General features: G+C 46.9%; 15 protein-coding genes and 1 pseudogene. 6 read left to right on the top strand and 10 right to left on the bottom strand.

Translation table 11 applies throughout. The features are described 5' to 3' along the window. Positions 1–31 precede the first annotated feature (31 nt). Together NW212_RS02210 and NW212_RS02205 are read right to left on the bottom strand one after the other, a co-directional pair. A complete protein-coding gene (locus tag NW212_RS02210; protein WP_204461776.1) occupies positions 32–742 on the bottom strand; it encodes a hypothetical protein in 711 nt (236 codons plus the stop codon). A 17-nt stretch (positions 743–759) separates the two neighbouring features. Further along, positions 760–2,315: pseudogene (locus tag NW212_RS02205) on the bottom strand (RNA-binding domain-containing protein). Between the two features lie 208 nt (positions 2,316–2,523). Between NW212_RS02205 and NW212_RS02200 the strand changes: the two are divergent. The 4 genes from NW212_RS02200 to NW212_RS02185 all read left to right on the top strand — a co-directional run bounded on the left by NW212_RS02200 (position 2,524) and on the right by NW212_RS02185 (position 7,338). Further along, the gene (locus NW212_RS02200; protein ID WP_204461774.1) at positions 2,524–3,570 is read left to right on the top strand and encodes a virulence RhuM family protein; all 1,047 of its coding nucleotides are present in this window, start codon (positions 2,524–2,526) and stop codon (positions 3,568–3,570) included. A gap of 13 nt (positions 3,571–3,583) precedes the next feature. Then, positions 3,584–3,943 (top strand): hypothetical protein, encoded by a 360-nt coding sequence (locus NW212_RS02195; RefSeq protein ID WP_204461773.1) that lies wholly within the window; start codon positions 3,584–3,586, stop codon positions 3,941–3,943. Between the two features lie 640 nt (positions 3,944–4,583). Next, positions 4,584–6,428: an IdeS/Mac family cysteine endopeptidase gene (locus NW212_RS02190; protein WP_258337017.1), complete on the top strand. Its 1,845-nt coding sequence runs from the start codon at positions 4,584–4,586 to the stop codon at positions 6,426–6,428. 13 nt (positions 6,429–6,441) lie between these two features. After that, positions 6,442–7,338 carry a fimbrillin family protein gene (locus NW212_RS02185; RefSeq protein WP_258337016.1) on the top strand — a complete coding sequence of 299 codons (897 nt, stop codon included), beginning with the start codon at positions 6,442–6,444 and terminating at the stop codon, positions 7,336–7,338. A 384-nt stretch (positions 7,339–7,722) separates the two neighbouring features. On the opposite strand, the gene NW212_RS02180 is transcribed toward NW212_RS02185, so the two are convergent. Continuing rightward, the gene (locus tag NW212_RS02180) at positions 7,723–12,606 is read right to left on the bottom strand and encodes a RecQ family ATP-dependent DNA helicase (RefSeq protein WP_258337015.1); all 4,884 of its coding nucleotides are present in this window, start codon (positions 12,604–12,606) and stop codon (positions 7,723–7,725) included. Positions 12,607–12,788: 182 nt separating this feature from the next. Next, the gene (locus NW212_RS02175; RefSeq protein ID WP_258337014.1) at positions 12,789–13,697 is read right to left on the bottom strand and encodes a hypothetical protein; all 909 of its coding nucleotides are present in this window, start codon (positions 13,695–13,697) and stop codon (positions 12,789–12,791) included. A 188-nt stretch (positions 13,698–13,885) separates the two neighbouring features. On the opposite strand from NW212_RS02175, the gene NW212_RS02170 reads away from it, so the two are divergent. Next, on the top strand, positions 13,886–14,881 hold the full coding sequence (locus NW212_RS02170) for an aminodeoxychorismate synthase component I (protein WP_258337013.1): 996 nt from the start codon (positions 13,886–13,888) through the stop codon (positions 14,879–14,881). Beyond that, positions 14,865–15,455 carry an aminotransferase class IV family protein gene (locus NW212_RS02165; RefSeq protein WP_258337012.1) on the top strand — a complete coding sequence of 197 codons (591 nt, stop codon included), beginning with the start codon at positions 14,865–14,867 and terminating at the stop codon, positions 15,453–15,455. Before NW212_RS02170 ends, NW212_RS02165 begins: the two co-directional genes overlap by 17 nt. Here NW212_RS02165 and NW212_RS02160 read toward each other — a convergent pair. The 6 genes from NW212_RS02160 to NW212_RS02135 form a co-directional block, all read right to left on the bottom strand. Continuing rightward, complete coding sequence (locus tag NW212_RS02160) at positions 15,441–17,111, bottom strand: ABC transporter ATP-binding protein (RefSeq protein ID WP_258337011.1); 1,671 nt, start codon at positions 17,109–17,111, stop codon at positions 15,441–15,443. The two genes, NW212_RS02165 and NW212_RS02160, sit on opposite strands and share 15 nt — an antisense overlap. Beyond that, positions 17,108–17,572: a S24/S26 family peptidase gene (locus tag NW212_RS02155; RefSeq protein ID WP_258337010.1), complete on the bottom strand. Its 465-nt coding sequence runs from the start codon at positions 17,570–17,572 to the stop codon at positions 17,108–17,110. The genes NW212_RS02160 and NW212_RS02155 overlap by 4 nt, the downstream gene beginning before the upstream one ends. Positions 17,573–17,745: 173 nt before the next feature. Further along, positions 17,746–18,933, bottom strand: a complete 1,188-nt coding sequence (locus tag NW212_RS02150; protein ID WP_258337009.1) for an OmpA family protein — start codon at positions 18,931–18,933, stop codon at positions 17,746–17,748. 28 nt (positions 18,934–18,961) lie between these two features. Continuing rightward, positions 18,962–21,037 (bottom strand): fimbrillin family protein, encoded by a 2,076-nt coding sequence (locus NW212_RS02145; RefSeq protein WP_258337008.1) that lies wholly within the window; start codon positions 21,035–21,037, stop codon positions 18,962–18,964. 181 nt (positions 21,038–21,218) lie between these two features. Further along, positions 21,219–23,708, bottom strand: a complete 2,490-nt coding sequence (locus NW212_RS02140; protein ID WP_258337007.1) for a hypothetical protein — start codon at positions 23,706–23,708, stop codon at positions 21,219–21,221. 19 nt (positions 23,709–23,727) lie between these two features. Beyond that, positions 23,728–23,919 (bottom strand): hypothetical protein, encoded by a 192-nt coding sequence (locus NW212_RS02135; protein WP_258337006.1) that lies wholly within the window; start codon positions 23,917–23,919, stop codon positions 23,728–23,730. Positions 23,920–24,023: the final 104 nt, after the last annotated feature.

Below are 24,023 nucleotides of genomic sequence, written 5' to 3'. Positions count from 1 at the left end.
TTGAAATATACTTCAATATGTATATGGAATTTTACTTGGACTTGTTTTCTTTTTCTCTTCTTTCCTTAACCTTATCCAATCCCGGCATCTTCTTTGATACAGAACTTTCACCAGCAGGAAAGTATGCCTTGAAAACCTGACATAAGAAACTTACTATGTCACTACGTTTCTTGCCTATATTGGAGAAAGCGGAGTAAACGCAGTACATGAGTTCCTGCTGACTGCACATTTCGTTTGGCTGGACTGTAATTGAGGGTGGAAGAACCAAATCGTGTTCTGCAAATGCGTAGGCACTGGCAAGAATCGCCTTTTGCTCCTCTTCGCTGAACATCTTGATTTTTCCTGCAAACCATTCAAGTTCTCCTTTCTGAAGTGCTTGTTGCTGTTCGCTCTGACGTTCCATCAGAATGGATACTTTCTCTTGTTCTTTCTCGGTAAGGGCTTTTTCAAGTACACGGTTCTTACGCTTTAGGACATTGTATTTTTCCATACAAGCAATGGCAATACAGAGATAACCTACGGTTACGGTAAGCACAAATACTGCATGAAATCGGAATTTGGACGGAAAATCCGGCAAAGTATCAATATAGTCGCAGACAACAAGAGCAACTACGAGCATAAGCGCAGCTCCGATATACATCGCCCAGACTTTGACTTTTTGGCTTGCAGGAGAAACGCCCATAAGCAAGGCTATCGCCAAAGCTGCGACTAATAAGATGGAGACCAAGATAAAGATTGTCATGTGTCACGTCCTCCCTGTCATGGTTTTACGATGATACGCCAATAGCCTGCCTTGTCAGAACCTTCATGAACGAGAATGCCTCTCTCACGCAACTCTTTGATGTTCTTTTCAACTGCCCGCTTGGACACGCCAATTTTTACAGACATTGCTTCTGCTGTTATAGAAGGGTCGGAAATAACTAAGTCTATTATTTTTTGCCCTGTCCTGCTAACTCTTTTAGATGCATCCTCTCCTTTTACGCCGAACCTTTTCTCCGAACCTTTTTCGTTTACACCGAACCTTTCAGCATTTACACCGAACCTTTTCTCCGAACTTTTTTCGTTTACACCGAACTTTCTCTCCGAAGCTCCTTCGTTTACAGGGTACTTTTTGAGGGTACTGTTTACCCTATCGGCCACCTCTTCTACGGAGATTCTACCATTCTCACCCCAATTCAAGTTATAGAAGGTGGTGAAAAAAGAGGATGCTTCAGTTTTATAGAGAGGTTCTTTGCCGGGTAAGAAATTGGGCAGTTTCTCGGTCAGTTCACGCATCTTGCGCAGACCGGATCCACGTTTCTCCATGTAGTCGAGCTGGGTAAACATATCGGCAATGACGGGGTTGCGACGTATGGACGGAACATTGTAAATATCGCGGTCTTGAATCTGTGTGCCGTCGAGCATCGCGCCGGGCGAAACTAATTCTACACGGTCATCGTAGATGTCGATATGTACCTCACCGCCCATCACCGTATAATCCCGATGGATAAGGTGATTGACCAATCCCTCAAAGATAGCTCGGTCGGAATAGTCGGGCAGATTGAGGCGGTAGTTTGGCATCTTCACCCATCCGCTCATGGTGTAGTTCTTAATGAAATCCATGCCATATTTCAGAAGCAACACAAGATTGGCACGATGCTCCACGGAGCTGATGGCATCATCTTTATAAAGCCCCGTCCAACGGGTACAGAATATGCGGGATTGAAACACGGTGCAATTATCCACAAATAACAGTCCGGCATTGGTAAGTTTTCCGTCAGAAGTTACCAAGCCAAATGATTCAAGATATTTGTCGTTCCATTCTTGATGCGTCTGTTCGCGGAACGTATTAGCAAGGATGATGAAAGAGTGCTTGCGTGCGTCCACTTGCGTGGGGAGTGAATCCCATGTCATGTGTGTACCTTTCAGTACCAACGAGAGAAGTTGTTGCGAATTGCATTCCACGCTTTCATTGCCAACTCTTACAAAAGCCGTGCGCGTTCCGTCTTGGTAATAATAAAAGGTGTCAAAACACCAGCCTTGACTTTCACTTCAAGCAGGATGCGTCCTTCGTGCTCAATCGGGATAAGCTGCACCTCCGGTACAGGGTCAAGCCTTGCCTTTATCATTTCGCTGATAAAGTCGGCATCCGCCTGTACGTTCTTCAATCCCACAATTTCACCTTCATCGTTTACGCCATAGAACAAGCTGCCGCCCTCCGTATTGGCAAAGGCCGACACGGATTTCAGCCACGACTTCACTTTCTTGCGTTCCAGCATCTCCTTGAAATCGTAAGACGTACATTCTGCTATAAGTCTGTTATCGTGTATCTGCATGATTTTCTCGTTGTTATAAGGGTGTAATACCCCAATATCGTTTACAAACATACGGAAAAAAGTCCGTTTTCCGTTCAATTAGAATGGGAAAAAACGGATTAGGGAGAAGAAATCTTCGTAAAATCCATTCCTAAATGTGATTATATGATAGATTTTCCTAAGATTTTCTATACCTTTGTATTTGTGATAATTAATAACCAAAGGAGTCGTGGCAAAGAATTTTGAAATACGGAACAGTACGGCAGAGTTTCTTACCTTTATTGCCGAGGGTAAGGAGAATGGTGTTCAAGTGTTGTATAAGGATGAAACAATTTGGGCAACACAAAAAGCAATGGCGACATTATTTGATGTAGGTGTTCCGGCCATCAGCAAACATTTGAAAAATATCTTTGAGAGTGGAGAGCTTGATAAGAATACGACTATTTCCAAAATGGAAACAGTCGTGAATAGGGGCTTCCGTGGAGAATCAAAAGAAGAAGTTGAGTTCTACAATCTTGATGCCATTATATCCGTAGGCTATCGTGTCAATTCTGTTCGTGCCACGCAATTCCGCCAATGGTGTACATACGTTTTACGTCAGTTTGCCATCCGTGGATATGTCATAGATAAAAAGCGGATGGAAAACGGCTCATTTATCGGAGAGGATTATTTTGAGCATCTGCTTGCCGAAATTCGTGAGATACGACTGAGTGAACGGCGTTTTTACCAGAAACTTACAGATATATATGCCACGGCCATAGATTATAACAAAAGTGCGCCCACAACACGGCTGTTTTACAAAAAGGTGCAGAACAAAATGCACTATGCGGTACATGGGCATACCGCTGCGGAATTGATAGTTGACCGTGCGGATGCACAGAAAGAGCACATGGGCTTGACCACATGGGAGAAGGCTCCGGACGGAAAAATAGTAAAACCGGATGTAAGTGTTGCCAAGAATTACCTTAAAGAAAATGAACTGGAGGCAATGGGACGCATCGTCAACAGTTTTCTTGATATAGCGGAAGATATGGCGAAACGTCATATTCCGATGACGATGGAGGATTGGGCGAAACGTATTGACAAATTTCTGGATATAACGGACAGACCTATTCTTTCCGATGCAGGAAAGGTCACGGCTGAATACGCCAAAGAGTTTGCCGAAACGGAGTTTGAAAAGTATCGTGTCATTCAAGACCGCCTGTTTAAGTCCGACTTTGATAAATTGGATGACAAAGATTTGCCTTCACTTGATTTTACACCAGAAAATTCTTAATCAAAACTGCAAGATGAAACACTTAGATACATTTGTTCAATATAAACCAAGACATACCATAATTTTTATGGAAGTCCTTGAAGTGACCGATACTATCGATACCAAGGAAATTTGTAACGTGAGTTGGTATATGGTTTGCAAGGATGAGATTATCATACAATCCGATTTTCCGATGTGTGCAACCGATGGTGAGTTTGTGAACTTCGTACCAATACCTCGACATTCATTTTTGGAAGCGAGACGTCTTATTAAAAAGATAAGGAAAGAGCAAATGTTCGTTCCAAAAAATGACAAAACGGCTCCAAGTGAATTCAAACAAGCATACCGAAAAGCAAGAAGAAAAATAATCCAAATCATAAAGAAAGCGCAATAGCTTTTGTAGAAACCCTTAGTGATGCAGTTTTAGGTTATCTTTCAATATTGATATTTTCCTCATTTTTCTTTCGTTATTTTCGGCGGAAAATCGTACTTTTGCGGCATAGAGCTGTGGTTGCTTATGGATGCTTATTTTCGGGTTTGCATGATATTTGCAACACGTTCACGCAAGTCGCTGATAGATATAATGTGTTGATTTTGAGGAAGTCAAATGATTCCGATAAGTAAATACATACTAAATCGCAAGCAAAATCGTGCAACTCACCAGAGCTGCACGATTTTTGCGTTTATAGGGTTGATAATATCCCTGTAACAAAGGCTTTTGTTGCGTACCATAAATCATCTTCAATTTTCAAAATTAGTATAGTTAAAAGCCGTAAGAATACCAAATATGCGATATGGTGTTTCTCGGTATCTTCTTCAGAAATAATGACATTGTCCAAAATTTTGTGTAAATGGAACTGGATTCGATCGTTTCAATGCAAAGTCTGTATCGTTCATCCTTAACTTCATATGCCGCCCTTTCCATTATCTTTTTATTGATATCTTTTCCGCATTGTCTGTGGAATTTATTCAGCCCATATCATTTCTTTTATGGTTTTTCACTACTTTTGCAGTTAAATTTAATCGTTCGTGAAATGAATAGCATACGGATTATAGTGAAATATCTGCTTCTGGCGTTGGTCGTTGCCCCAATTTTATTGTCAGGGTGCAAAAAATCTGAGGCTTGCATATCAGAGGGTGACAGGTATATAGAAATAAAGTTCACGCAAGAAGATAGCGATACAAGAGCCGAAATCGGGGATGACGGAAGCGGGTTCTTCACCGATGGTGACAAAGTAGGACTTTATATATACGGAAAGCAGACAAAGCAGGTCATACTGACTAGGGAGGGTGGACAATGGACTCCGAAACTGCTGAAAAGCGAATTGGGGGCAGGTACCGTACGTCTTTCCGCATACTATCCGGCCAGGGAGGATGTTTCGCCCGAAACGGACCGGCATACCCACAGTGTAGATACGGATCAGACAGGAAGCGGATATGAGGATTCGGATTTATTGTGGAGTCATATCGACATGGAACAGGACGATTTGACAGGAAATGTAATAGAGATGCCGTTTGTTCATGGAATGCACAAGTTGTCCATTCATATTTCAAGCGACAGCGGTTCGCTTCCGGAAGACTTGACCGTTATTGTGAAGAATATTACAGAAGGTTCATTTGACCTTTCCACTGGGCAGATAGACATTCCTGGGGGAACGATGAAGGACATAAGCCCCCGCATATTGTCAGAATCGGAGGGGAAATACTCGGCTATTCTTTTTCCCGGCAGTCTTGATGTCTATGCTGAAGGATGGGTTGAGATATCCACCGGCGGCAAGACTTCCGTTTACAAAGCTCCGGTGAAAATCGGAGAAAGCAGCCTTCTGGAGAGCGGAAAAGAAACAGTGCTTAATTTGCATCTCAAATCCGATGGAGATATAGGTACGGATCCTGACCCTGCTCCAGATCCTGACTATGGTGGCAAGACATGCTGGGTCTACGGAGTCAAGACCGCGGGCCTGCCAGATTATCCAAGAGATCATGAAGAGTCTGTACCCGAGTACAGTTTCCTGGTTCCGGAAAACTTTCCCAGCGGTATGTGGTATAAAGTTTCCGGTATTATGTATCTGAACTGGCAGAAAGACTTTTTATGGTATGACTGCGATAAGAACGATCCGGACGATAGTAAATCTCGTCCTGGATATCATGACGGCAATATGTGCTGGGCGGCGGGCGCATCTAATTTGCTGCATTGGTGGACACGGCTCAATCAACCGTATATCGAGGCGTATGATGCAAAGTACAGTTCAAATCCATGGCCGTCATATCCGCGTCCTTCTTTTGGATTTTCCGATAAGGATAGCAGTGGGATTTTCGATTTCTTCAGAAACATATCCAGAAACAGAGGGGGATCGGATGCCGTTGGAATTAACTGGTTTATCTGCGGGACTCCGGGAATATCATCTCCGGATCCTGACATCGATGACAATTTTAATGGATATTTTACGGAAATATTCGACAACATAGACGTTGCAGTCAAGCCCAAAGACGCTATGAATAAAGAGAGTCTTAGCAGGATCATCAAAGGAGCTCTGGAAAATAAGCAGGGAGTGGGTTTCGTTCAGTCTAACGTGAGCAAAGGGGTTACGCACGTTATGACAATTTGGGGTGTGGAATTTGATGATGCGGGTTATGTATCTGCCCTGTATTATGTAGACAATAATGACCACTATAACTTTGAGGTTAAAGGAGGGACCAATAAATTCCAGCATCACCGCCTGATACGGCAGGAGATCAGATATAGGGATGGACTTTGGAAAGTAATGATGGGAAATTCTAACGTACACGCCATATCCAGTATAACGCTTGTGGATCTGAAACGGGATGTCTGGCAGAAAGAATTCCCTGAAGTGGTGATTAAAGAAGATTATATTCAATAAATGGCAAGTTATCATGAGCAATAAGATATTTCACCGTTCAATTATGGCTGTTGCGGCCGGCCTGATTCTAACCATGTCTGTTTCATGCGGGAAGACTCCTGTTGATGGCGGCGATGAAGCAGATGGGACGGGAGTGATTGACATCCGTACATCCATTGACGCGCTGACCAAGGCTCCCGTGCTTGATGAAGAAGGAAAAGGAAATTTCTCTCACGGAGATATTTTTACGGTTACCGTGTCTGGAAGCGGTTTTGCCAGCACCGGCAGAAACTATGCTGCGGGAATTACCGAACTTATGTGGAAAGACCTTGACTTGCCTGAAGATGTCGGGGATGTGTATTTTTCCGGCTGTTATCCTGTGCAGGAAACAGCAGTGGATGGTATATTTACATTTACTGTTTCTCCGACAGAAGAAACGGATCTTCTGCTGGCCAGGGCGGTAAATGTGAAGAAAGATGCTAACACTGCAGTAAACCTGGCTTTCAGACATGCCCTTCACAGGCTTGTAATCATATATGTGTCAGATGATTTGAGCAATGAACAGTTGTCGCAGGTTTCCACTTCTGTCAGAGCCCTTTCTTCCTGCAGCGTGGATCAGACAAAAGGGATTATATTGGACGGTACGGCTGCGGGATTGTCTGAGGTCGGGAGCAGACAAGGCAGGCGGGCTTCATTCTTTATAGTACCTCAGGAAAAGGATTACATTACGCTTGATGTAAGCGTGGGAACAATGACGCGGACAATTGATATTCCTGACCATGCTCAGGATGGCAGTCCTGTCGCCATGCTCGAAGGAGGAAAGAGCCTGACTGTGCAAATAAATGTATCCTCCGATGAGATTAAGCTTGACGGGGTGCAGATAGGAGGATGGGAGCATCAGGGAACTGTGGACGGAGAGATAGAGCTGTAACGTTCTGCATATGACATGCCCGGAGTGGAGGATCTTATAAATGAAATGTATTCCGGGTCTGAATCTTGAAGTGCATTCTATTTCTTGCAGGCTCTAAAGGTGTCATTGGATATTTTTCCTGTTGTTTTTTTCGTTATTTATGAAGAATATTGTACTTTTGCATATAAGAAATGTGGTTGCTTACGGATGTTTGACTTAAAGTAGGCACTGCATTTGTGGCTATTTATTCAGGAAACCAATGAATTCTATATAAATGATGAGGAAAAGGTGTGTAGTCCGGACGGATTGCATGCCTTTTTGTTTAGAACCTGTTTCAATTTTCCGATTCAGTAAAAACAGAAAACATCCTCGAAAACAATTCTCAAGCCGAGGCAGAGCAAAATTTCATTCACTCGAAAGGATCAAGTCAGCCAGAAGGACAGCTGTTTCCGGCTCGTCTTTCGGAGCGTCTTTGGACTTCCATGCCACGATGAACCGGACGGATGCTGACTTCACTTCATAGCCTTTCTCTTTCCATCCCGCCAGTTCTTTCTGCATTTTTGCTGACAGTCTGGCTATCGGCTGACGGCCGGATGTACGGTATAAATAGGAATCTTTGCAAAGCAAAGGGTCGCCGCTTCTTAAAGCCAAAACATCTTGCTTGATTCCTTTAAAGAAGTCAAGATAAACATCCTTATGAGAAAGCTGGAGAACAATCTCTTCGGGCGTTCCATATTGCTTCTCGTCGATGGAGTAGCGGTCTTGCGGCAAACGGTCAAAGAAATAGCCGTTTGTGTGTATGCAGAGGCTGCTTTTTGCACGGGTAATTCCTACATAGTACCGGCGCATCAGGTTGTCGTCTTTCTGGTAATTGTCGGAAATGAGCATATATACGTTGTCAAACTCCCGGCCTTTAGCCTTATGGATGGTAGATACCACCACATCAGCTCCGGACAGATCACAGAAATCTTCTACCGACGATTCAAAAACATACTCTTTAAAGTCGCTGATGTATTTTACTTTGTTTGTCTGTTCAAACAGTTCCACGCATCGCCTTATATATGTCAGACTCTGACTTGTGGCGTAGGCGTTGAAAGTTGCACGTTTGGCATCCTCCCACAATTCGTCTGAAATCATAGGCGTTCTCAGCCGTCTGTCCATATATTTCAGGAAGTACCGTATTTCAGCGATGTTGCAGAACCGGATTTCGTCCAGCGACTGTATCAGTTTGCTGTTAGCCCCTTGTTTCCTCAGCAGAGCCATCAGAATGACTGCCTCATCATTCGTTTGGGTGAGGACGCACGAGGTTCCTGCCTTTTTGTGCAAAGTCAGTTCGTCCACAAGCGGCTGGTACATGTATTTTGAGCGGTGGAATGTCGTTTCCACCCAACCGTTCTCTTTGCTCATGGAAGAGATGGGATTTTTCTTTATTCTTCTGCCGATGTTTCTTGTAAAAGCATTGGCGAAATCCACCACATGGCGTGCACAGCGGTAGTTCTCTGTCATTTCAATCAGTTTGCTTCCGGGACTTTGCGTGAGCTTATACATGTATCCCGAGTCCGATCCGCGGAAGTCGTAGATGTTCTGGTCATCATCGCCTACTGCTATCACACGCATTTCTTCATTGTTGGCCATGAGCGCTTTCACCAGCGCATATTCTTCGGCACCCATGTCTTGGGCTTCATCGATGACCAGTACGGTCTTGCCGATTTTGTTAGGTTCAACTTCTCCCTCCTCTATCATCTGGGCAGCTTTTTCAACCACATTCCTGGCATCTTCAAGGTTGCCTATCCGTCCCAGAAGGTCGAAGCAATAGGAATGGAAAGTCTTTATTTCGACAAAATGTGCAGCGTTGCCGATCAGTTCCATCAGCCGCTGCTTGAATTCGGTGGCGGCCGCCCTTGAAAATGTCAGCATCAGCAGCTGTTCGTGTTTCACGTCTTCAAGAATCAGAAGCGACGCAAGTTTATGGACGAGCACACGTGTCTTCCCGCTGCCCGGTCCTGCGGCTACGACAATGCAGCGCGAACTTTTGTCGGATATGATCTCCATCTGACGTTTGGATAGCTGGCCGAAGAGCTGTTCGTATTTCTTGGGTGTCAGGTTACGCTCTATTTCGATCGTCCTTTCTCCCTTGAAATATTTTGCGATAAATTTCTTGTAGTCCATCTGGAAATAATCCTGCACGTATTGCAGGGCGGCGCTATAGTCTTTTACCATCAGATTGGCATATTCGCCCACGATATGTACCTGTTGGATTTTCTGTTTGTAGAACTCGTTCAGCATCCGGTAATCGTCAATTTTGTATCTTGACTTGTTGTCTTTTATCCGTCTGATGTCCATGCCGTTGTAAAGGACCAGAAAACCGCCTTCAAGCTTGAGCGCACCGATTTTTGAAAGGTAGAGAAGTGATTCCTCCACATCTTCCAGTGTTATGTCGTTGAGTTCTTTAAAAAGGGACTGGCTGTTCGCTTTTATTTCATTCAGCAGTTCCACAACGGAAAATTGCACAGAGTTGTCAGGGGAAGCGGAAACTCTAGCCTCTTCATCGGAAGCAAGTTTGTATAGCCATTCTACGGTGAACCGGCTTATTGCCAACCGTTTTTCAAATCGGCTGAGAGTCGATTCCATGTTTGTCTGGCGGATGATTTTCAGGTTGTGGGCTGCGTCCTCTTTTTTGCGGGTATATCCTTTGATGCAAAGGAAGTACAGCAAAGTTCGGATATCCTTCTCTTTGGAAGTGCTGATGCCGTTCTTTACAGCATTGTCGTTCAACTGCTTGCATGATATCTGCAATGTTTCGTCGGGGATGCTGCTTAGCATGTATTTTTCAAGTTTCGCAAAACGTTCAAGAAGTGTCCGTGATTTCTTCTCCGAGTCGCCTGCATCCATCAGATAGGCAGAAATGTCCCTGCTGTCCGCCAGAATGCCTTCTTGCCGCATCCTTTCGACAACAGACACGATTTCCTTTTTCTTCAGTCCCAGGATGTCTGCCAGATAGTCGATTCGTGATTCGGCCTCTGAATCCGGAGTTTTGGTGATGTGCTTTTGGGAAATCAACGATTTGATGATCCGGACAGCATTTTCTATTTCATCGCTGCCGAACAGCAGGGAAGCAGTGATACGGTTTCTTGCCTCGTCCACGTTCTTTACAGTAATGCCGGTGGCATAGACGTGCGGCACATTGTTGCCCCTTTCGATGTATCCGTTCTGTTCTAAGGTTGCCAAGGCTGTCCTTACACGGGTTTCAATGTCTGAAACAGCGTCGTCCCATCCTGCCTGCCGTGCGATTTCCAGAGCCGAGCAGCATATCCTTTTGCGTTGCCTGGTAAGGTCTTTTATAGCTTTCCATATCTGCTGGATTTCACTGATGCTCAGTTTCGTCTGGTTCAGCAGAATAAAATGCTTGTCCAGGTCATTGTCACAGTAAAGCACATAGCAGCGGGCATTCAGGCTGGGATCCCGGCCGGCTCTTCCTGCCTCTTGCACATAATTTTCCAGCGAATCGGAAATATCGTAATGTACAACGAGCCCTACATCTTTTTTATCCACGCCCATGCCGAACGCTGAAGTTGCCACGATGATGCGTATCTGGTCGTTCATGAACGCGTCCTGGTTGGCTATTTTTACGTCCGAGTCCATCTTTCCGTTGAAGGCCAGTGCTTTATATCCGTCGCGGGTTAATTTCTTTGCCAGTTCTTCGGTGCGCTTGGTCCGCGATGTATAGACGATTGTCGGGCAGTCGGATTCGGATATAAGTTCCCTTAGCTTCAGGTATTTGTCCTCATCCGTTTCAGAGTGGATGACCGAATAGTGCAGGTTTGTTCTTGAAGCCGTTGAAGCAAACAGCTCCAAGTCCAGGTTGAGCGTTTGCTTGAAATAGTCGCGTATGTCTTGCACCACTTTTTGCTTTGCCGTAGCGGTGAAGCAGGAAACCGGTATCGGGTCTTTGCATCCTTTTTTCAGCTGATATTCCTTTATGAATTTTCCGATATAAAGATAGTCTACCCTGAAATCCTGTCCCCATGAAGAAAAACAATGCGCTTCGTCGATAACGAACCTTACGACATGGCGTGCCATCAGAATTCGTTCGATGGTTTTTGAACGAAGCGTTTCCGGGGATATATATAGCAGTGAAGCCTCTCCGTCGTGCACTCTCTGTATGGCTAACGCCCTGGTTATGGGGTCTAGCAGGCCATTGATGGTCACGGCATCGGTAATGCCTCTGTCGGCAAGATTGTCTACCTGATCTTTCATCAGCGACTGCAAAGGAGAGATGACAACTGTCAGTCCATGTACAGAACGGCCCTCCATCAGTGCGGGCAGTTGGAAAGTCAGTGATTTGCCTCCTCCGGTCGGGAATATCGCAAGCAGCGACTTGCCTTTTATGGCTGCCCGGGCAGCCCGTTCCTGAAGCGGTTCGCCGTTGTATGTGCGGAAATGTTCATAACCGAAAAATGCCTTTAAATTATGGTGTACATCCAGTTGGGTGTTGCAATAGTCGCATCCTTCGTTGCATGGGGTATGGCGGAGGAGTTTTACAACATATTCAACTGCCGGATAGTTCCGGAGCACCCATCTGGGCGTAACCGAGCGGTAGTCTGCCGTGTCAATCAGAGCCAGTGCATATGCCAGTTCGCACGGGTATTGCCTGATCAGCGTCTGAAGATCGGCATGGTCGCATATTTTTCCATTGTAGAGGCTTCTTGCCAGTTCCGCCAGTCCTTTTTTGCAGTATCTTGCATTCACCATGCTGAGAAATCCTTCAAACTCTTTTTCCCCTTTCAGCAGTGACGCGAAGAGCTCCTGCTTTTTGTCCGGCAATGAACTCCAGCGCGTTATTTCGTCCATCAGCAGGTCCCTTGCCTTTTCGCAGTCGTTTACCGGATTGTTCATCTGGTCGCTCACCAGCTTGTCGTCTTTCACGAGCCGGTGATACGGGCGTTCAGGGAAAAGCAGGGGAGAGATATAAAGGGTATCGACGAGCATCCTGCCGGGAGTCGTTTGGTCAAACAGGTAAGTGGCATCGTGATGGATAATGTTGTGTCCGCAGATATAGCCGGCATTTCCCATAAAGTCAAAAAGTTCCTTTTTTGAATTCTTGTGAAATACAGCTCCGTCGTCGCGGAGAGCTCCGATGTCATGGATTTTATGGTCTTTCACGCCAACCTCAACGTCTACTATGACGTAGTGCGGGATGGAATACGGTGCAGGCACAGAACTGTTGCCGACGGCTTCGTCTGCGTCTTCGGCATTCCAGATCCCTCTAAGTTTGTTCCATAGTGACATATCTAACCGGCTGTTTGATATAGCAATCCAATCCTTTTTACAAAGGTAAGCATAAAACGGAAAAATAGTGAAATTTTTTCGTGTTCTTTTGGCCGGTATGCTGTTCAGAAACAGATTGTGGGTGGAATTAGTTTCATTGGAAAATTGAAACGCTCTTAAACGGGATCTGTTTCTTCCAGAAGTCAGTGTACCGCTTTCTTTTTCTTTCTGGCGGCGGCGCACAGGTAGATTACCAGCGCTGCAAATGCAGCCACGACAATGCCCATTTCGGTTTTGTGTTCCATGGGAGCAATCCAGATTTCATTGAACAGATTCATGCGTCCCATGATTTCTACCGGTGTCCAGAATACTACTACCGTAGCGATTGCCATGCGGATATTTGCTCCCCACGAAGCAATCCGCAGTTGCTTGGCGAAGATGAAGAAAGAGCCGATCAGGCATCCCAGCCCGACAAGCAGTGTGACCGGATGAAGGTCGCCCAGAAAATTGTCGTCGTAGCAGAACATGAGCAAAAGGTAGGATCCCCAAAGAATCATGATCAGTTCCATGAAAGTGACAATGGACGTATGGCGCGTCATGGGGCGGGCGGCGATTTCATTTTTCCGGTTTCTCAGGATGCGGCGCTGCCACCAGTTGATGAAGTTGCATCCGTTTTTTGTGCTGAATATGTACATGAGCATTACCATCATCCAAAAGCCGAAAGAAGCGGGCATAATCAGGTATTCCGGGCGCGTGACGACTTCGCCGGTAACAGGATCGAGCTGAGGCTGGGTGCCGTAGCGGTTGGCATAGTACATGAAAAGAAATTCCACCCATCCGGTCCAGAACAGCAAGCCGCCGAAAAATCCCCAGAGTGTCTGCCGGGTATCACCTTTTGCATAAACGCCCGCAATGACCATGATCATGCCTGCGGCTCCCATGGCGAAGGCCGAATAGTGGAGTGCCGTTTCGTTCATGGCGTGTTCCATGATAATCATCAGAGCATGTCCTAAGGGCATGGTAAAAAGAACCGTCAGAAATGAGGCGATAGCTTTCCACCAGTAACGTTTGGCGGAAGCGGGTTTGCAGTCTTTTGTTCCGTTGTCAGTCATAATCGATTTGTCTGTATGTTTTTGCCGTAAAAAAATAACGGTGCAAAATTAGCCATCTGCCGCGACAATGCCAATACCTGAAAATAGGTATTTGCTTATTCTTTTCTTTTCATTAATTTTGCCCCAATTTTTCTGTTTCAGCCTGTTGGAAAGGCGGTTTCGGAATATGAATCAGAATGTGGATGAAAATGGGAAAACTTGTGTTTGTTGATAAGGAAGAAGCTGTGCGGAGAATGGACAGATGGGGAGGGGAAGGAACTCCCTTTTTCTTCATGATTGATTTTGACATGGAACAATGCCTGGTGGAGCGTCCCGAAGATATTCCGGAGGATGAGCTTTTGTTTTTATTTCCCCGGGCCGGAAACTGGGCCGGGAAAATGCCGCGTCTGAAGGAACCTTTCTTATGGAAAAGTTTTCCGGAAAGTTTTGAGGACTACAGCCATTCTTTTGACATTGTCCGGAGGAATATCTGGGAAGGGAATACGTTTCTCATTAACCTGACATGCGCTACTCCGGTGGAAACGGATCTCTCTCTGTTCCGTATATTTGTCCGTGCGGAGGCGCTTTATAAGTTGTGGCTGAAAGACCGGTTTGTGGTCTTCTCGCCTGAGATTTTTGTCCGCATACAGGACGGATTTATCAGTTCTCATCCCATGAAGGGAACGATTGACGCGTCTGTGCCTGATGCCGGGCTGCGATTGCTTTCCGATGAAAAGGAAACGGCTGAACATGCCACAATCACCGATCTGATACGCAATGATCTGAGCCAGATAGCGGATGAGGTTACGGTGATGCGCTACCGCTATATGGATGAAGTGGACACGCATGACGGGCGGCTGCTCCAGATGAGTTCTGAGATACGGGGCCGCCTGCCTCTCGATTACGCCCGGAGGCTGGGAGAACTGTTTTTCCGTTTGCTTCCTGCCGGTTCCGTTACCGGTGCTCCCAAGAAAAAAACGGTGGATATCATTCGGGAAGCCGAAAACTATTCCCGGGGATTCTATACGGGTGTAATGGGTTATTTTGACGGGAAAGACCTGGACAGTGCCGTGATGATCCGTTTTCTGGAGCAGGAAGCGGGAGGGAAGCTGGTCTTCAAGAGTGGGGGAGGTATAACCTTTCTGAGCGATGTGCGTGATGAATATGAAGAAATGAAAAGAAAAGTGTATGTGCCGATTTATTGAAACGGTTCGGATTGAAGGGCGGACAGCCTGGAATATGCCGCTGCATGATGAGCGGATGAATGCCACTCGCCGTGCGGTGTGGGGAAACATGCCTCCGCTTCGGCTGGAAGATGTGATTCGTCCTGCCCTTTATAGCAGCAGGACACGGTGCCGGATTGTGTATGGCCGGGAGATTGAACGGGTGGAATATTTTCCTTACCGTATCCGTCCGGTGCATAGTCTGCGGCTCGTTCCGTGCGGCGGCGTTGACTATTCGTTCAAGTATGCCGACCGTACCGGACTTGATGTCCTGTTCTCGCAAAGAGGAAACGCTGATGATGTGCTGATTGTGCGCAACGGACTGCTTACGGACACTTCCATAGCCAATATCGCTCTATGGAACGGAAGTGAATGGCATACGCCGGCACATCCCTTGCTCAAGGGAACCAGGCGTGAAGAACTGTTGCGGGATGGTGTGATCGCCGAGCGTGAGATAGCGGTGTCTGCTCTTCCGGAATACCGGAAAATCTGCCTGTTCAATGCCATGCTGCTTTTTGGTGAGGTAGAACTTCCCTGCACTTCAGTCATGTACTGAACCTTGTGAAATGCTCTCCTGTTTTGCCGGCGTGTTTTTTGTCATCCTTACGACTTCCTTGCACAGTCCGGCGATTGTTTCCCTGTGTGTAATCATAATGAGGGTTTTTCCTTTTACCTGTCCGGACAGACGCTTCAGCAACGTTTCTTCCGTTTCCTTGTCAAGGGAGGAGGTCGGCTCGTCCATCAGCAGGATGTTTCCGGGACGCAACAGGCCGCGTGCGATGGCTATGCGTTGCGCTTGTCCTTCGCTAAGTCCTGCTCCGCCTTCTCCGCACGGTGTGTCAAGGCCGTCTGGCAGGGCCGTTACGAAATCGGCTGCGGCAAGATACAGTGCGTTGTAGAGCTCTTGGTCGGTTGCTTGCGGTCTGCCCATCAGGAGATTGCTTCTGATTGTTCCGCTCAGCAGGGTATTCCCTTGCGGTATATAAGAAAGGTTGCAGCGGGTGTGAGGGGAGCTCTTTACTGTTTCTTTGCTGTTATAGAATGCTATTTCGCCTTCGTCGGGCTGGAGCAGTGCCAGCATCAGCCGGATGAGGGTGCTTTTTCCTGCGCCGGTTTCACCCACAACGGCGGTGAGGCTTCCGGGCTTGAAGTCGTGCGAGAAATTGTCCAGAACGTTTCGGTTGCTTCCGGGATATGAAAAATGGAGATGATTGACGCGTATTCCCAAGGGGCCTTCCATACGGAGAGACGGGCTTGACTCTTCTGAGGGGAGTGCTTCCAGTTCTTTCAGCCGGTCGATGGAAGTAAAGACGCGTATGAACGTGGGGATTTGCCGGCTCATGTCCACCATCGGGCGTTGTATCTGTGCCACCAGTTGCAGAAAGGCGGCCATCATGCCGAATGTAACCGTTCCATCCTGCAGTCCGAATATTCCCCACAGGAAAGCGGTTGCATAGCCGCTCATGAATCCGATCTGTATCATTGAGCGTGAGAAAATGGAAAAGTTTGTGCGGCGGACAATCCTGTCCTGCAATAGGAACTGTATGTTTGCAAACTTGTCGATTGTCTTTTCCGTATATTCCAGCGTGCGTATCAGTATGCGGTGTTGCAGGTTTTCCTGCAGATGGCTTTGTATGTGGCTGTCCGTTTCACGTATTTCGCGTGTCATCCGGCGCATTTTCCGTACGTAGCCCTTGCTGAACAGCAAAGCGACCGGCATGATGAATAGGAGTATTCCGGCAAGGCGTACGTCCAGTCTGGAGAGGAAAAACAAGGCTCCTCCGAATTGGACGACAGTGATGAAGACGGCGGGCACTGTGCTGCACAGTGCGTTGGTGATTGTGCTCACGTCTTCTTCCAGCCGGTTCAGCACATCACCGCTGTGGTATGTTTCCTGTCCGTTCCATCGGCTGTCCATCAGGTGGACAAACAGTTTTCTCCGCAGCTCGTTTCTCAGCCGTATTTCTGTCTGTGCGGTCAGGCGGCTTCTTGCTGCCGAGAGCAGCAGCTGCATGACCAGGCATGATGCCAGCCAGCCTATATAAGAGCCGAGCCTGTCATCCGATATTCCCGTTGCGATGTCAATGAGGTGCTTGCACACATACACGAATGCAAGTGAAACACAAACATGCAGCGTACCTGTCAGTGCGCTGCATGCGATAGCCGGACGGAATCCGTCCGATATTTTCCATAGCCATTTCAGGTTGTTCATCGTTCATTTCTTTTCACCCACCATCTGCATGCGAACAGCAGGTAGCGGCGTGTGGGCAGCATTTTTCTCCAAAGTGTGGCCTTATACCGTTCGATGGAAGAGGAACAGTCTATGTATCTTCCGTTCCGTATGATCTTGACAACTTTCCCCACGATGTCGTTCTTGCTGCAGCGTTCGGTTGTGTGAAGATTGCCGTCGCCCATCAGCACGAATTCATTTCCGTCATTCTTGTAAATGCGGTGGAGCACGAATCCTTTTTCCGGCAAATGGGCCAGTACGATATCTCCTACGGCGGCTGTTTTCCTGTAGGTCTGCAATATGACGCTGTCACGTCCGTCTACGATGAACGGATACATGCTGTTTCCTTTGGCCCGCAAGGTTACGGAGTTTCCTCCGGCAAGCATGCGTGCCACTTCCGTGAAGAATTGGTCGTTGTTCAGCAAGAGTTTGTCTGTAAGCATAGTCGAAGCGAAAGAATCTATAAAAAACGAACGCAAAAACGCAAAGCCGCGGAAACGTATTTTTGAAGGAGTCGGAGCGCGCGAAGCTTTTGTGTGCTCCGTGAACTCCGGACTCTTTCAATGCTCCGTGTCTTAACGCTTTTGCGTTCTTCTAAAGAATGCGGTTATTCCAATCAGTTGCTCTTTGTGATTACCGCACGGCTCATGCGAGGATCGTCGTAGAACATATTTTCTACACCGCCCTTATAGTCAACCTTGAGCTGCGATTTGTTCACACCGAACTCTTCAACAAGGCAGTTGTATACGGCTTCCGCACGTGCCTTACTCAGACGTTCGTTGAGCTTCTTGCTTCCGGTACCGGCATCAGCATATCCGGTGATTGTATAAACGGTAGAGGGATCTCCCTTCTTGATGACTTCAGCCAGCATGCCGAGGTTGACGCGGGCTTCGTTCGAGAGGTCGCTCTTTCCGATCCGGAATGTGATCAGGTTGGAAGATGCGATCTGCTTGGTGACTGTTTCAGGCTTTTCGGCAAGCTGCTCTCTCAGGCGGGCGTTCTCGTCGTTCATGCGGTTAAGTTTCTCGCGCATGGCGTTGAGTTCGTCGTTGTTATAGGCAGTGCGTGTAATCGTCTTGCTGCGTTCCCATCCTCTCGGCTTGATTTTGTAAGTGAAGCCTACGGTTGCTGCCAGCAGACCTTCTCCGCCACGCTCTCCGGTTTCTCCGTCAAAGTCGTCGCTCATTATGGTACCGCGGATGTCGAGGTTGATGTCCCATGCCGAGCTGAGGCGGAATGTGTTCAGGATACCGAAGTTTGCGGCAATGTCCGTATGGGTAGGAGAGTCTGTCGCCTTGATCACACCCAGACCACCGTAGGGGATGCAGTTCCAGATACGCTTCTCGTTATACCCGCAGAACAGGTTGGAGAAGTTGAACATGGCATCGAAGTGGAAGTGGTAGAAATTGATATCCTGGTTGGTCAGCCAGTAGCCGTTCCAGGGTTTGCCGCTGATGGGAGTGCCGTCAGAGTGCGCCCCGTTCTGTGTCGCTCCGTCAAGCGAAAGTCCGCTGTACATGAAGCGTACACCGATGCCCGGTGTGAACCATTTGCCTATAGCAATGTCCAGTGCGGGTGAGATACGCTTGCCGAACTTCATCTGTCTGTCGTGGTCGCTGAACAGCATTTGCGGACCTGCGCCCACGCTGATGAACCAGTTGCTCCAGAAACGGTTTGTTTCTACTTTATACTTGTCGCTGCTGTATTCCACGGTTTCTGTGGTTTCAGCGTTTTCTCCGGTTTGTGCGAAAACCGGACACGCAGCCGCCAAGGCTAAAGCTGCGATGAATGTTTTCTGTTTCATGTCGTTTATTTTTTGTTTATAAAATCAATCAGTTTTCTCTCACGCAACGAATGCCGTGTGCGTCGCGGCGGCTTGATATGAAATCGCAGACTGCAACACCATTGCCTGAACTGTAACCTGTGGTACCGCTTTGCTCTGTATATCTTCCGAAGTGAAAATAGGCCGAATACAGTACGTCTGTATTTCCTATTCCATACGGGGTGGCCGACCAGTAGAAACCGCTAACGCCAAGCATCAGTTCGCCTCCTTGTCCCGCTGCTATCATGGTGCCATCCGTACCATAGCGTTTGGAAATGGGCGGGTAATACGCTCCTTCCGTGTCGCTTTCATTTTTCTTGAAGTAATAGCCGTTGTCATATCTTACATAGTTGATATAGTCCAGCCTGTTGGTTACTCCGGATATGCCGGAAGTATCACCATTGCTTCTTGATACGAAATAGGTCCATGTAAACTTGTTGGGTACACGGTATCCTACAGGTGACGGGTCGTAGATGGTCTTCACGTCTGTCCATTCTGCCACACATTCAGAGTTGCTCAGATAGTCCGGCCATCCGGGTTGCCAGTCGTTTGTATCTCCCCAAAGGTAGTTGTTCGATTCGGCAAGCCAGTCCTGATGGGTATTGTCCTGATACTTCATCATCTGGTCTGGATGGCGGACGGATTCTTCAATCGTACCTGTCTGTGAAACATATACAGGAAATGACGTTTCGATATCTTGCACTGCACCGTCTGCATAGTAGGTCAGCGAATTGGGAAACGGATCTTTGCGTCCCCACTGATAAAGCATTGCGTTGACAGAGGTTTTGTTATGGGCACCGATGTTGCGGTCCATTACTGTCAGTTGTGTTCCCACCCTGTTGGTATACTCTTCGTCAGCGGGCGTTTCTCCGCCTGTTCCCCAAATATGCCAACTCCACAAGATATTTCCCTGTTGGTCGGGTTCGTCATATACAGCTATAACTGCATTGCCGGAAAGGCTGTTTACGTTGTAGTAGACGCGTCCGTTTTCCAGAGAAACATCGGAAACAAAGTTTTCTACATCGCTCCACAAAAGTTTTGCCGACTGCGGATTGATATATGCCGATTCTGTATGGAAACCCGCATTGGGGATGATTCCTTTCTGTCCGTTGCCAATGACAGTTGCCAGAAAGTCATGACGTCCCGTTTCTGTTACGATATAGCAGTTTGCTGTTTCTTCTTCTTCGGTTATCTCAGTGATTTCCGCTTGGTTATTTTCCAGCACTTGTGCATTGAGCGGCAACGTGTAATATTTGCCGGCTTCGAGATTGCATAGAGCTTGGGTTGTGAAAGTCACCTTGTGTCGGTCGGTATGGAATGTGCAGGTCCATGTTGTTCCCTCTTGCTCCCCTGGAGCCATTATGGCGTAGGCCACTACAGTTTCAGTAATCGGCGGTTGGTTGGCAAATGTCAGGTTGAGTGAATTTCCGGGTGTGCCTTCTGCGGTGAGTCCGTTTTCCGGATTTGCCAGGTCATAGGTAAAATTGCCTGATACCGGAGCGCCGGTTTGCAGTTCGGCACGGAGCATCAGTTCGTCACCTGTCAGTTCGCCCACTCCATTCAGGTCAATTTCAAAGCGGACAAGAGCGGCCATTTGGCGCATGCGCACTTTGTAGCCGTCTTCTTCGTCTGTAATGCTTTGTGAAGCCTTTATGTCATATCGCGCAATAGAACTTTCGTCAGCATATGTCTGTTCGGCAGAGATCGTTGCCGGGATGGAATGCAGGTCAGTCAGTCCTTCCACATAAGGATAGTAAGCGTATCGGGGTATTGCATTCGCTTCGGCTGTTCCAGAGAAAGTCGCTTCTGCGGCTGCTTCGGTGTTGTTTCCTGTAAACAGGAGGTTTACGGCATTGTCACCGAACACTCCGATCTTGTCGTTTGCGCTCCATTCTATCAGTACCACTCCATTTTCTGTCATGTCACCTACTTGTGTACGTGACTGTTGAAGCGATGTAAATCCGTCGGCTGTACCTGTCAGATGTATTTCGCTGCTCTGTTGCAGCATCTGTTTTTCATCCGTGTCAGTGCAGGAGGCCATCGTTCCCAGCAGTCCGATACAGCAAGCTTTGAGAATCAGTTTCATTCTATTTGTGTCTTGATCGTTTTTTCTAAAATGAATGATTTTGCAGTCTTTTTCCGGCATCTTCTCTCCATCACAGACTATGCTGCTTGCAATGTCGCTGCATGTGTTTGCATAATCTGCAATCAACTGGATTACAATGAGGGTGTGCCGTCAGGCACACCTTCACTGCATAAGACCAAAATTATTTCCAAACGCTGCCTCCTGATGCGTATGAAGCGTCTGAGGATCTGTTTTGAGTAGTTCCTTCATCGGCTGTACGCAACGGGAAACGGTAGTTGTTGTTGACGATAACAGACGGCAGATAGCTGCTGGGGTCATCAGCATACACACGGTCCATCAGCACGATGTTCATCGGGCCGTAGATGTTGTCTTCGCCAAATTCCAGAATTTTGTTATAGAAGTAGTTGTTGATATGGGTAGCCCACGCTCCGATGTTACCACCAGTTCCACCGCTAGACAACCCTACGCCCCAAGTTCCACTGGCTACATACGGAGTGAAACTTTCGGTGATGTTTTGATCTACAAAATATCCGTCGAGCGAGTTGATATAGAATGCGTCAGGACTGTCTGTGCTGTTCTGCTGGATAGAGCGGGTAAATGTATTCCAAATGTCATCTTGCTTTTCTGTCAATGACTCGTTCCAGTAGACTTTGTAATCACCATGCAACGTATAACCGCCTGCACCTTGCAGACCATCTATAACACCGGGATCAGGCACTACTCGCATCCAATCCTGAATGTAAGCTGTTCCTTTTGAGCCGTCATGTCGTGTACTGGAATGCACGAAGTTGGTGTTGGCATCAACTCTTTCTGGGAAAATGGATGGAACATTGCCACCTCTATAAAGCATATAGCTTTCCATTGAATAACGGTCTGTAGTTGACGTACCCCAGTTGTTCACAACCGTACCGCTTCTTGTTGTGTAACCACGGCGTGCCCAATTATCTTTCAGCGAACCCCATTGGTCAACAAAAATTCCTTTAGCAGGTTCAGGCATATAATCGTCAGGGTTTTCATCCTCTTCACTCGTGATGCGCGCAATGAAAAGCAAATGTCCTCTTGCCTTACCTACCGTAAGGGTGGAACTGTAAGTTTGGTATTTATATTTATAGTTGCGACTATCATAGAAAGCATTAAGGGCTTTTGCAAAACTTATTACTCCGTTATGGTCCCCAGGATGTCCTGTCCCTGACTCATAAGTCGGTATAATTATAGCAAATTCTCCAGTACCGTTAACTTTATTCCATATCGCATCCACCGCATCGCCAAAGGTCATGCCGATATTTGTTCGATTGCATCCCAAGTTTGCGTCGGCTAAATTTGTAACGTTTGGTGAGCTGTTATTATTATTATAATTGTCATATTTTTCTGAGCAAACCAGTTCAAAGCAACGGATACCTGCATTCCATTGTGCATCAATATCTTTTGTCTGCGCTTGGTAGATATGCGAATTTGTTCCACGATACATGTACGAGAACGAATTTGCCGTTCCAGGGATTGAAAGCTGTGAAACCAGCACATTATCATTAAGTCCAGAAATCCATTCGTTGGTTTCGCTGGCATTAATTTTCGGAGCCTGAACCCTGATACAAGTCTTCCGGTGAGGCCTGAGCACAACACCCAGAGAACCCAGCGACAGAGTGCGGCTACTTGTATTGAATCCTGCTACACGAATGGTTACGTTTTCCAAGTCTTGGTTAGGCAGAAGGAACACGTTGAATGTGATTTCTTCACCTGCGGCAAGAGTTAAAGGTTTACGTGTATAAACAGTAGTTCCGTCCTCGGATTCACTGGGTTCATTCCAATACGTGCTGACCGTTGCATAAGTGTTGGTAGTATGCGTCCCAATCGATTCACAGTCAGGTACATTTTCGAAATCTCCGTCTGTAGTCGTGTTTCCTTGTTTCAGATCGCAAAGGAACTGCCCTGTAACAGGTACGCTGTTTGATTCGACGTTGAACGAGGCTATCGGCTGTTCGGTGGGACCTACAAAAGTGATTTCGAGCGTGGTTACCAGCGGCACAAAATCAAGTGAAATGCCGTCTTGTTCTGCATCAGGAGCCGGCACTTTATAGCCTTTGTTTATCGCTGCCATGTAGAGCCAGTTCATATTTGGCTTGGCTGTCCATTCATTGTCGCTTTTGGTGATGGTGTGTTCCTGATTGATGGGCACGTATCCTGTAAGCACGCCGTCTTCGAAGCTCACGAGATTTTTTATCTGAGTGTTCGTGATGCTTGCTTTCGAAGGATAGACAGCATAAAAGTCTTGCGTTGTGCTCGTTCTGTCCCACTGCAGTCCGTCTTGTCCGTTGATAGCGGCAAGATAGGCTTCGCTTGCATCTGTATTTTCAGTATTATCCTGAATGCCGTAATCTACTTGCTGCTGGTTGGGCGAAGTGGGAGAATAAATTGATACCTGATCAGTAGATTCCCACGTGATATCTTGACTTTCACGAAAACCGAACTCACCTTCGTGTCCTTCCGTAAAGTCATAGTCACCGTATGCAACACGCGTTATCGGACCGGCATATTGTGCGCTTGCACCAAACACGATTCCGTTGCCTTGCGGTATATTGTTTTTTCCACTTTCCAGCTCGTCGGAACATCCGGTGAAAGCAAGAAGTGCCACCGTGCCCATAAACGGCACGCCTAAATAGTGTTTCAGTTTCATATCAGTTACTCCTTTCTTTTTAATTATTTGATGATGTTCCCCAGACATCTTGACCTTTGCCTGTGAAATCAAAATTCTCATCAATTTGCTGACTTCCTGCTGTGACGTCACTGTTAGGTTCTTCTTTGTCGACCACTGAAGCAGCCATAAACCCCTGCTCCAGTTCCACCTCCGTTCTCTCGGTGAGTGGAGCAATGTACTCTTTCTTCATAGTTTTCCTTTCTTTTTTAGTTTATTGGTTTGAATTTGAATCTCTTGAATGCGCTGGAGGCAGCCGCCGGCCACCAAGCCAGCAATGTTTTTCATTTGCTTTTT

Origin of the sequence: Bacteroides sp. ET225, from assembly GCF_024733745.1 — a bacterium.
Taxonomy (GTDB): domain Bacteria; phylum Bacteroidota; class Bacteroidia; order Bacteroidales; family Bacteroidaceae; genus Phocaeicola; species Phocaeicola excrementipullorum.
This window is presented reverse-complemented; position numbering and strand designations above follow the sequence as displayed.

Coding starts and splice junctions, on each gene's coding strand:
- NW212_RS02150 (WP_258337009.1), bottom strand. CDS start 18,933: ATGAAACAGAAAACATTCATCGCAGCTTTAGCCTTGGCGGCTGCGTGT.
- NW212_RS02210 (WP_204461776.1), bottom strand. CDS start 742: ATGACAATCTTTATCTTGGTCTCCATCTTATTAGTCGCAGCTTTGGCG.
- NW212_RS02190 (WP_258337017.1), top strand. CDS start 4,584: ATGAATAGCATACGGATTATAGTGAAATATCTGCTTCTGGCGTTGGTC.
- NW212_RS02195 (WP_204461773.1), top strand. CDS start 3,584: ATGAAACACTTAGATACATTTGTTCAATATAAACCAAGACATACCATA.
- NW212_RS02155 (WP_258337010.1), bottom strand. CDS start 17,572: ATGCTTACAGACAAACTCTTGCTGAACAACGACCAATTCTTCACGGAA.
- NW212_RS02165 (WP_258337012.1), top strand. CDS start 14,865: ATGTGCCGATTTATTGAAACGGTTCGGATTGAAGGGCGGACAGCCTGG.
- NW212_RS02145 (WP_258337008.1), bottom strand. CDS start 21,037: ATGAAACTGATTCTCAAAGCTTGCTGTATCGGACTGCTGGGAACGATG.
- NW212_RS02135 (WP_258337006.1), bottom strand. CDS start 23,919: ATGAAGAAAGAGTACATTGCTCCACTCACCGAGAGAACGGAGGTGGAA.
- NW212_RS02175 (WP_258337014.1), bottom strand. CDS start 13,697: ATGACTGACAACGGAACAAAAGACTGCAAACCCGCTTCCGCCAAACGT.
- NW212_RS02185 (WP_258337016.1), top strand. CDS start 6,442: ATGAGCAATAAGATATTTCACCGTTCAATTATGGCTGTTGCGGCCGGC.
- NW212_RS02170 (WP_258337013.1), top strand. CDS start 13,886: ATGGGAAAACTTGTGTTTGTTGATAAGGAAGAAGCTGTGCGGAGAATG.
- NW212_RS02160 (WP_258337011.1), bottom strand. CDS start 17,111: ATGAACAACCTGAAATGGCTATGGAAAATATCGGACGGATTCCGTCCG.
- NW212_RS02180 (WP_258337015.1), bottom strand. CDS start 12,606: ATGTCACTATGGAACAAACTTAGAGGGATCTGGAATGCCGAAGACGCA.
- NW212_RS02140 (WP_258337007.1), bottom strand. CDS start 23,708: ATGAAACTGAAACACTATTTAGGCGTGCCGTTTATGGGCACGGTGGCA.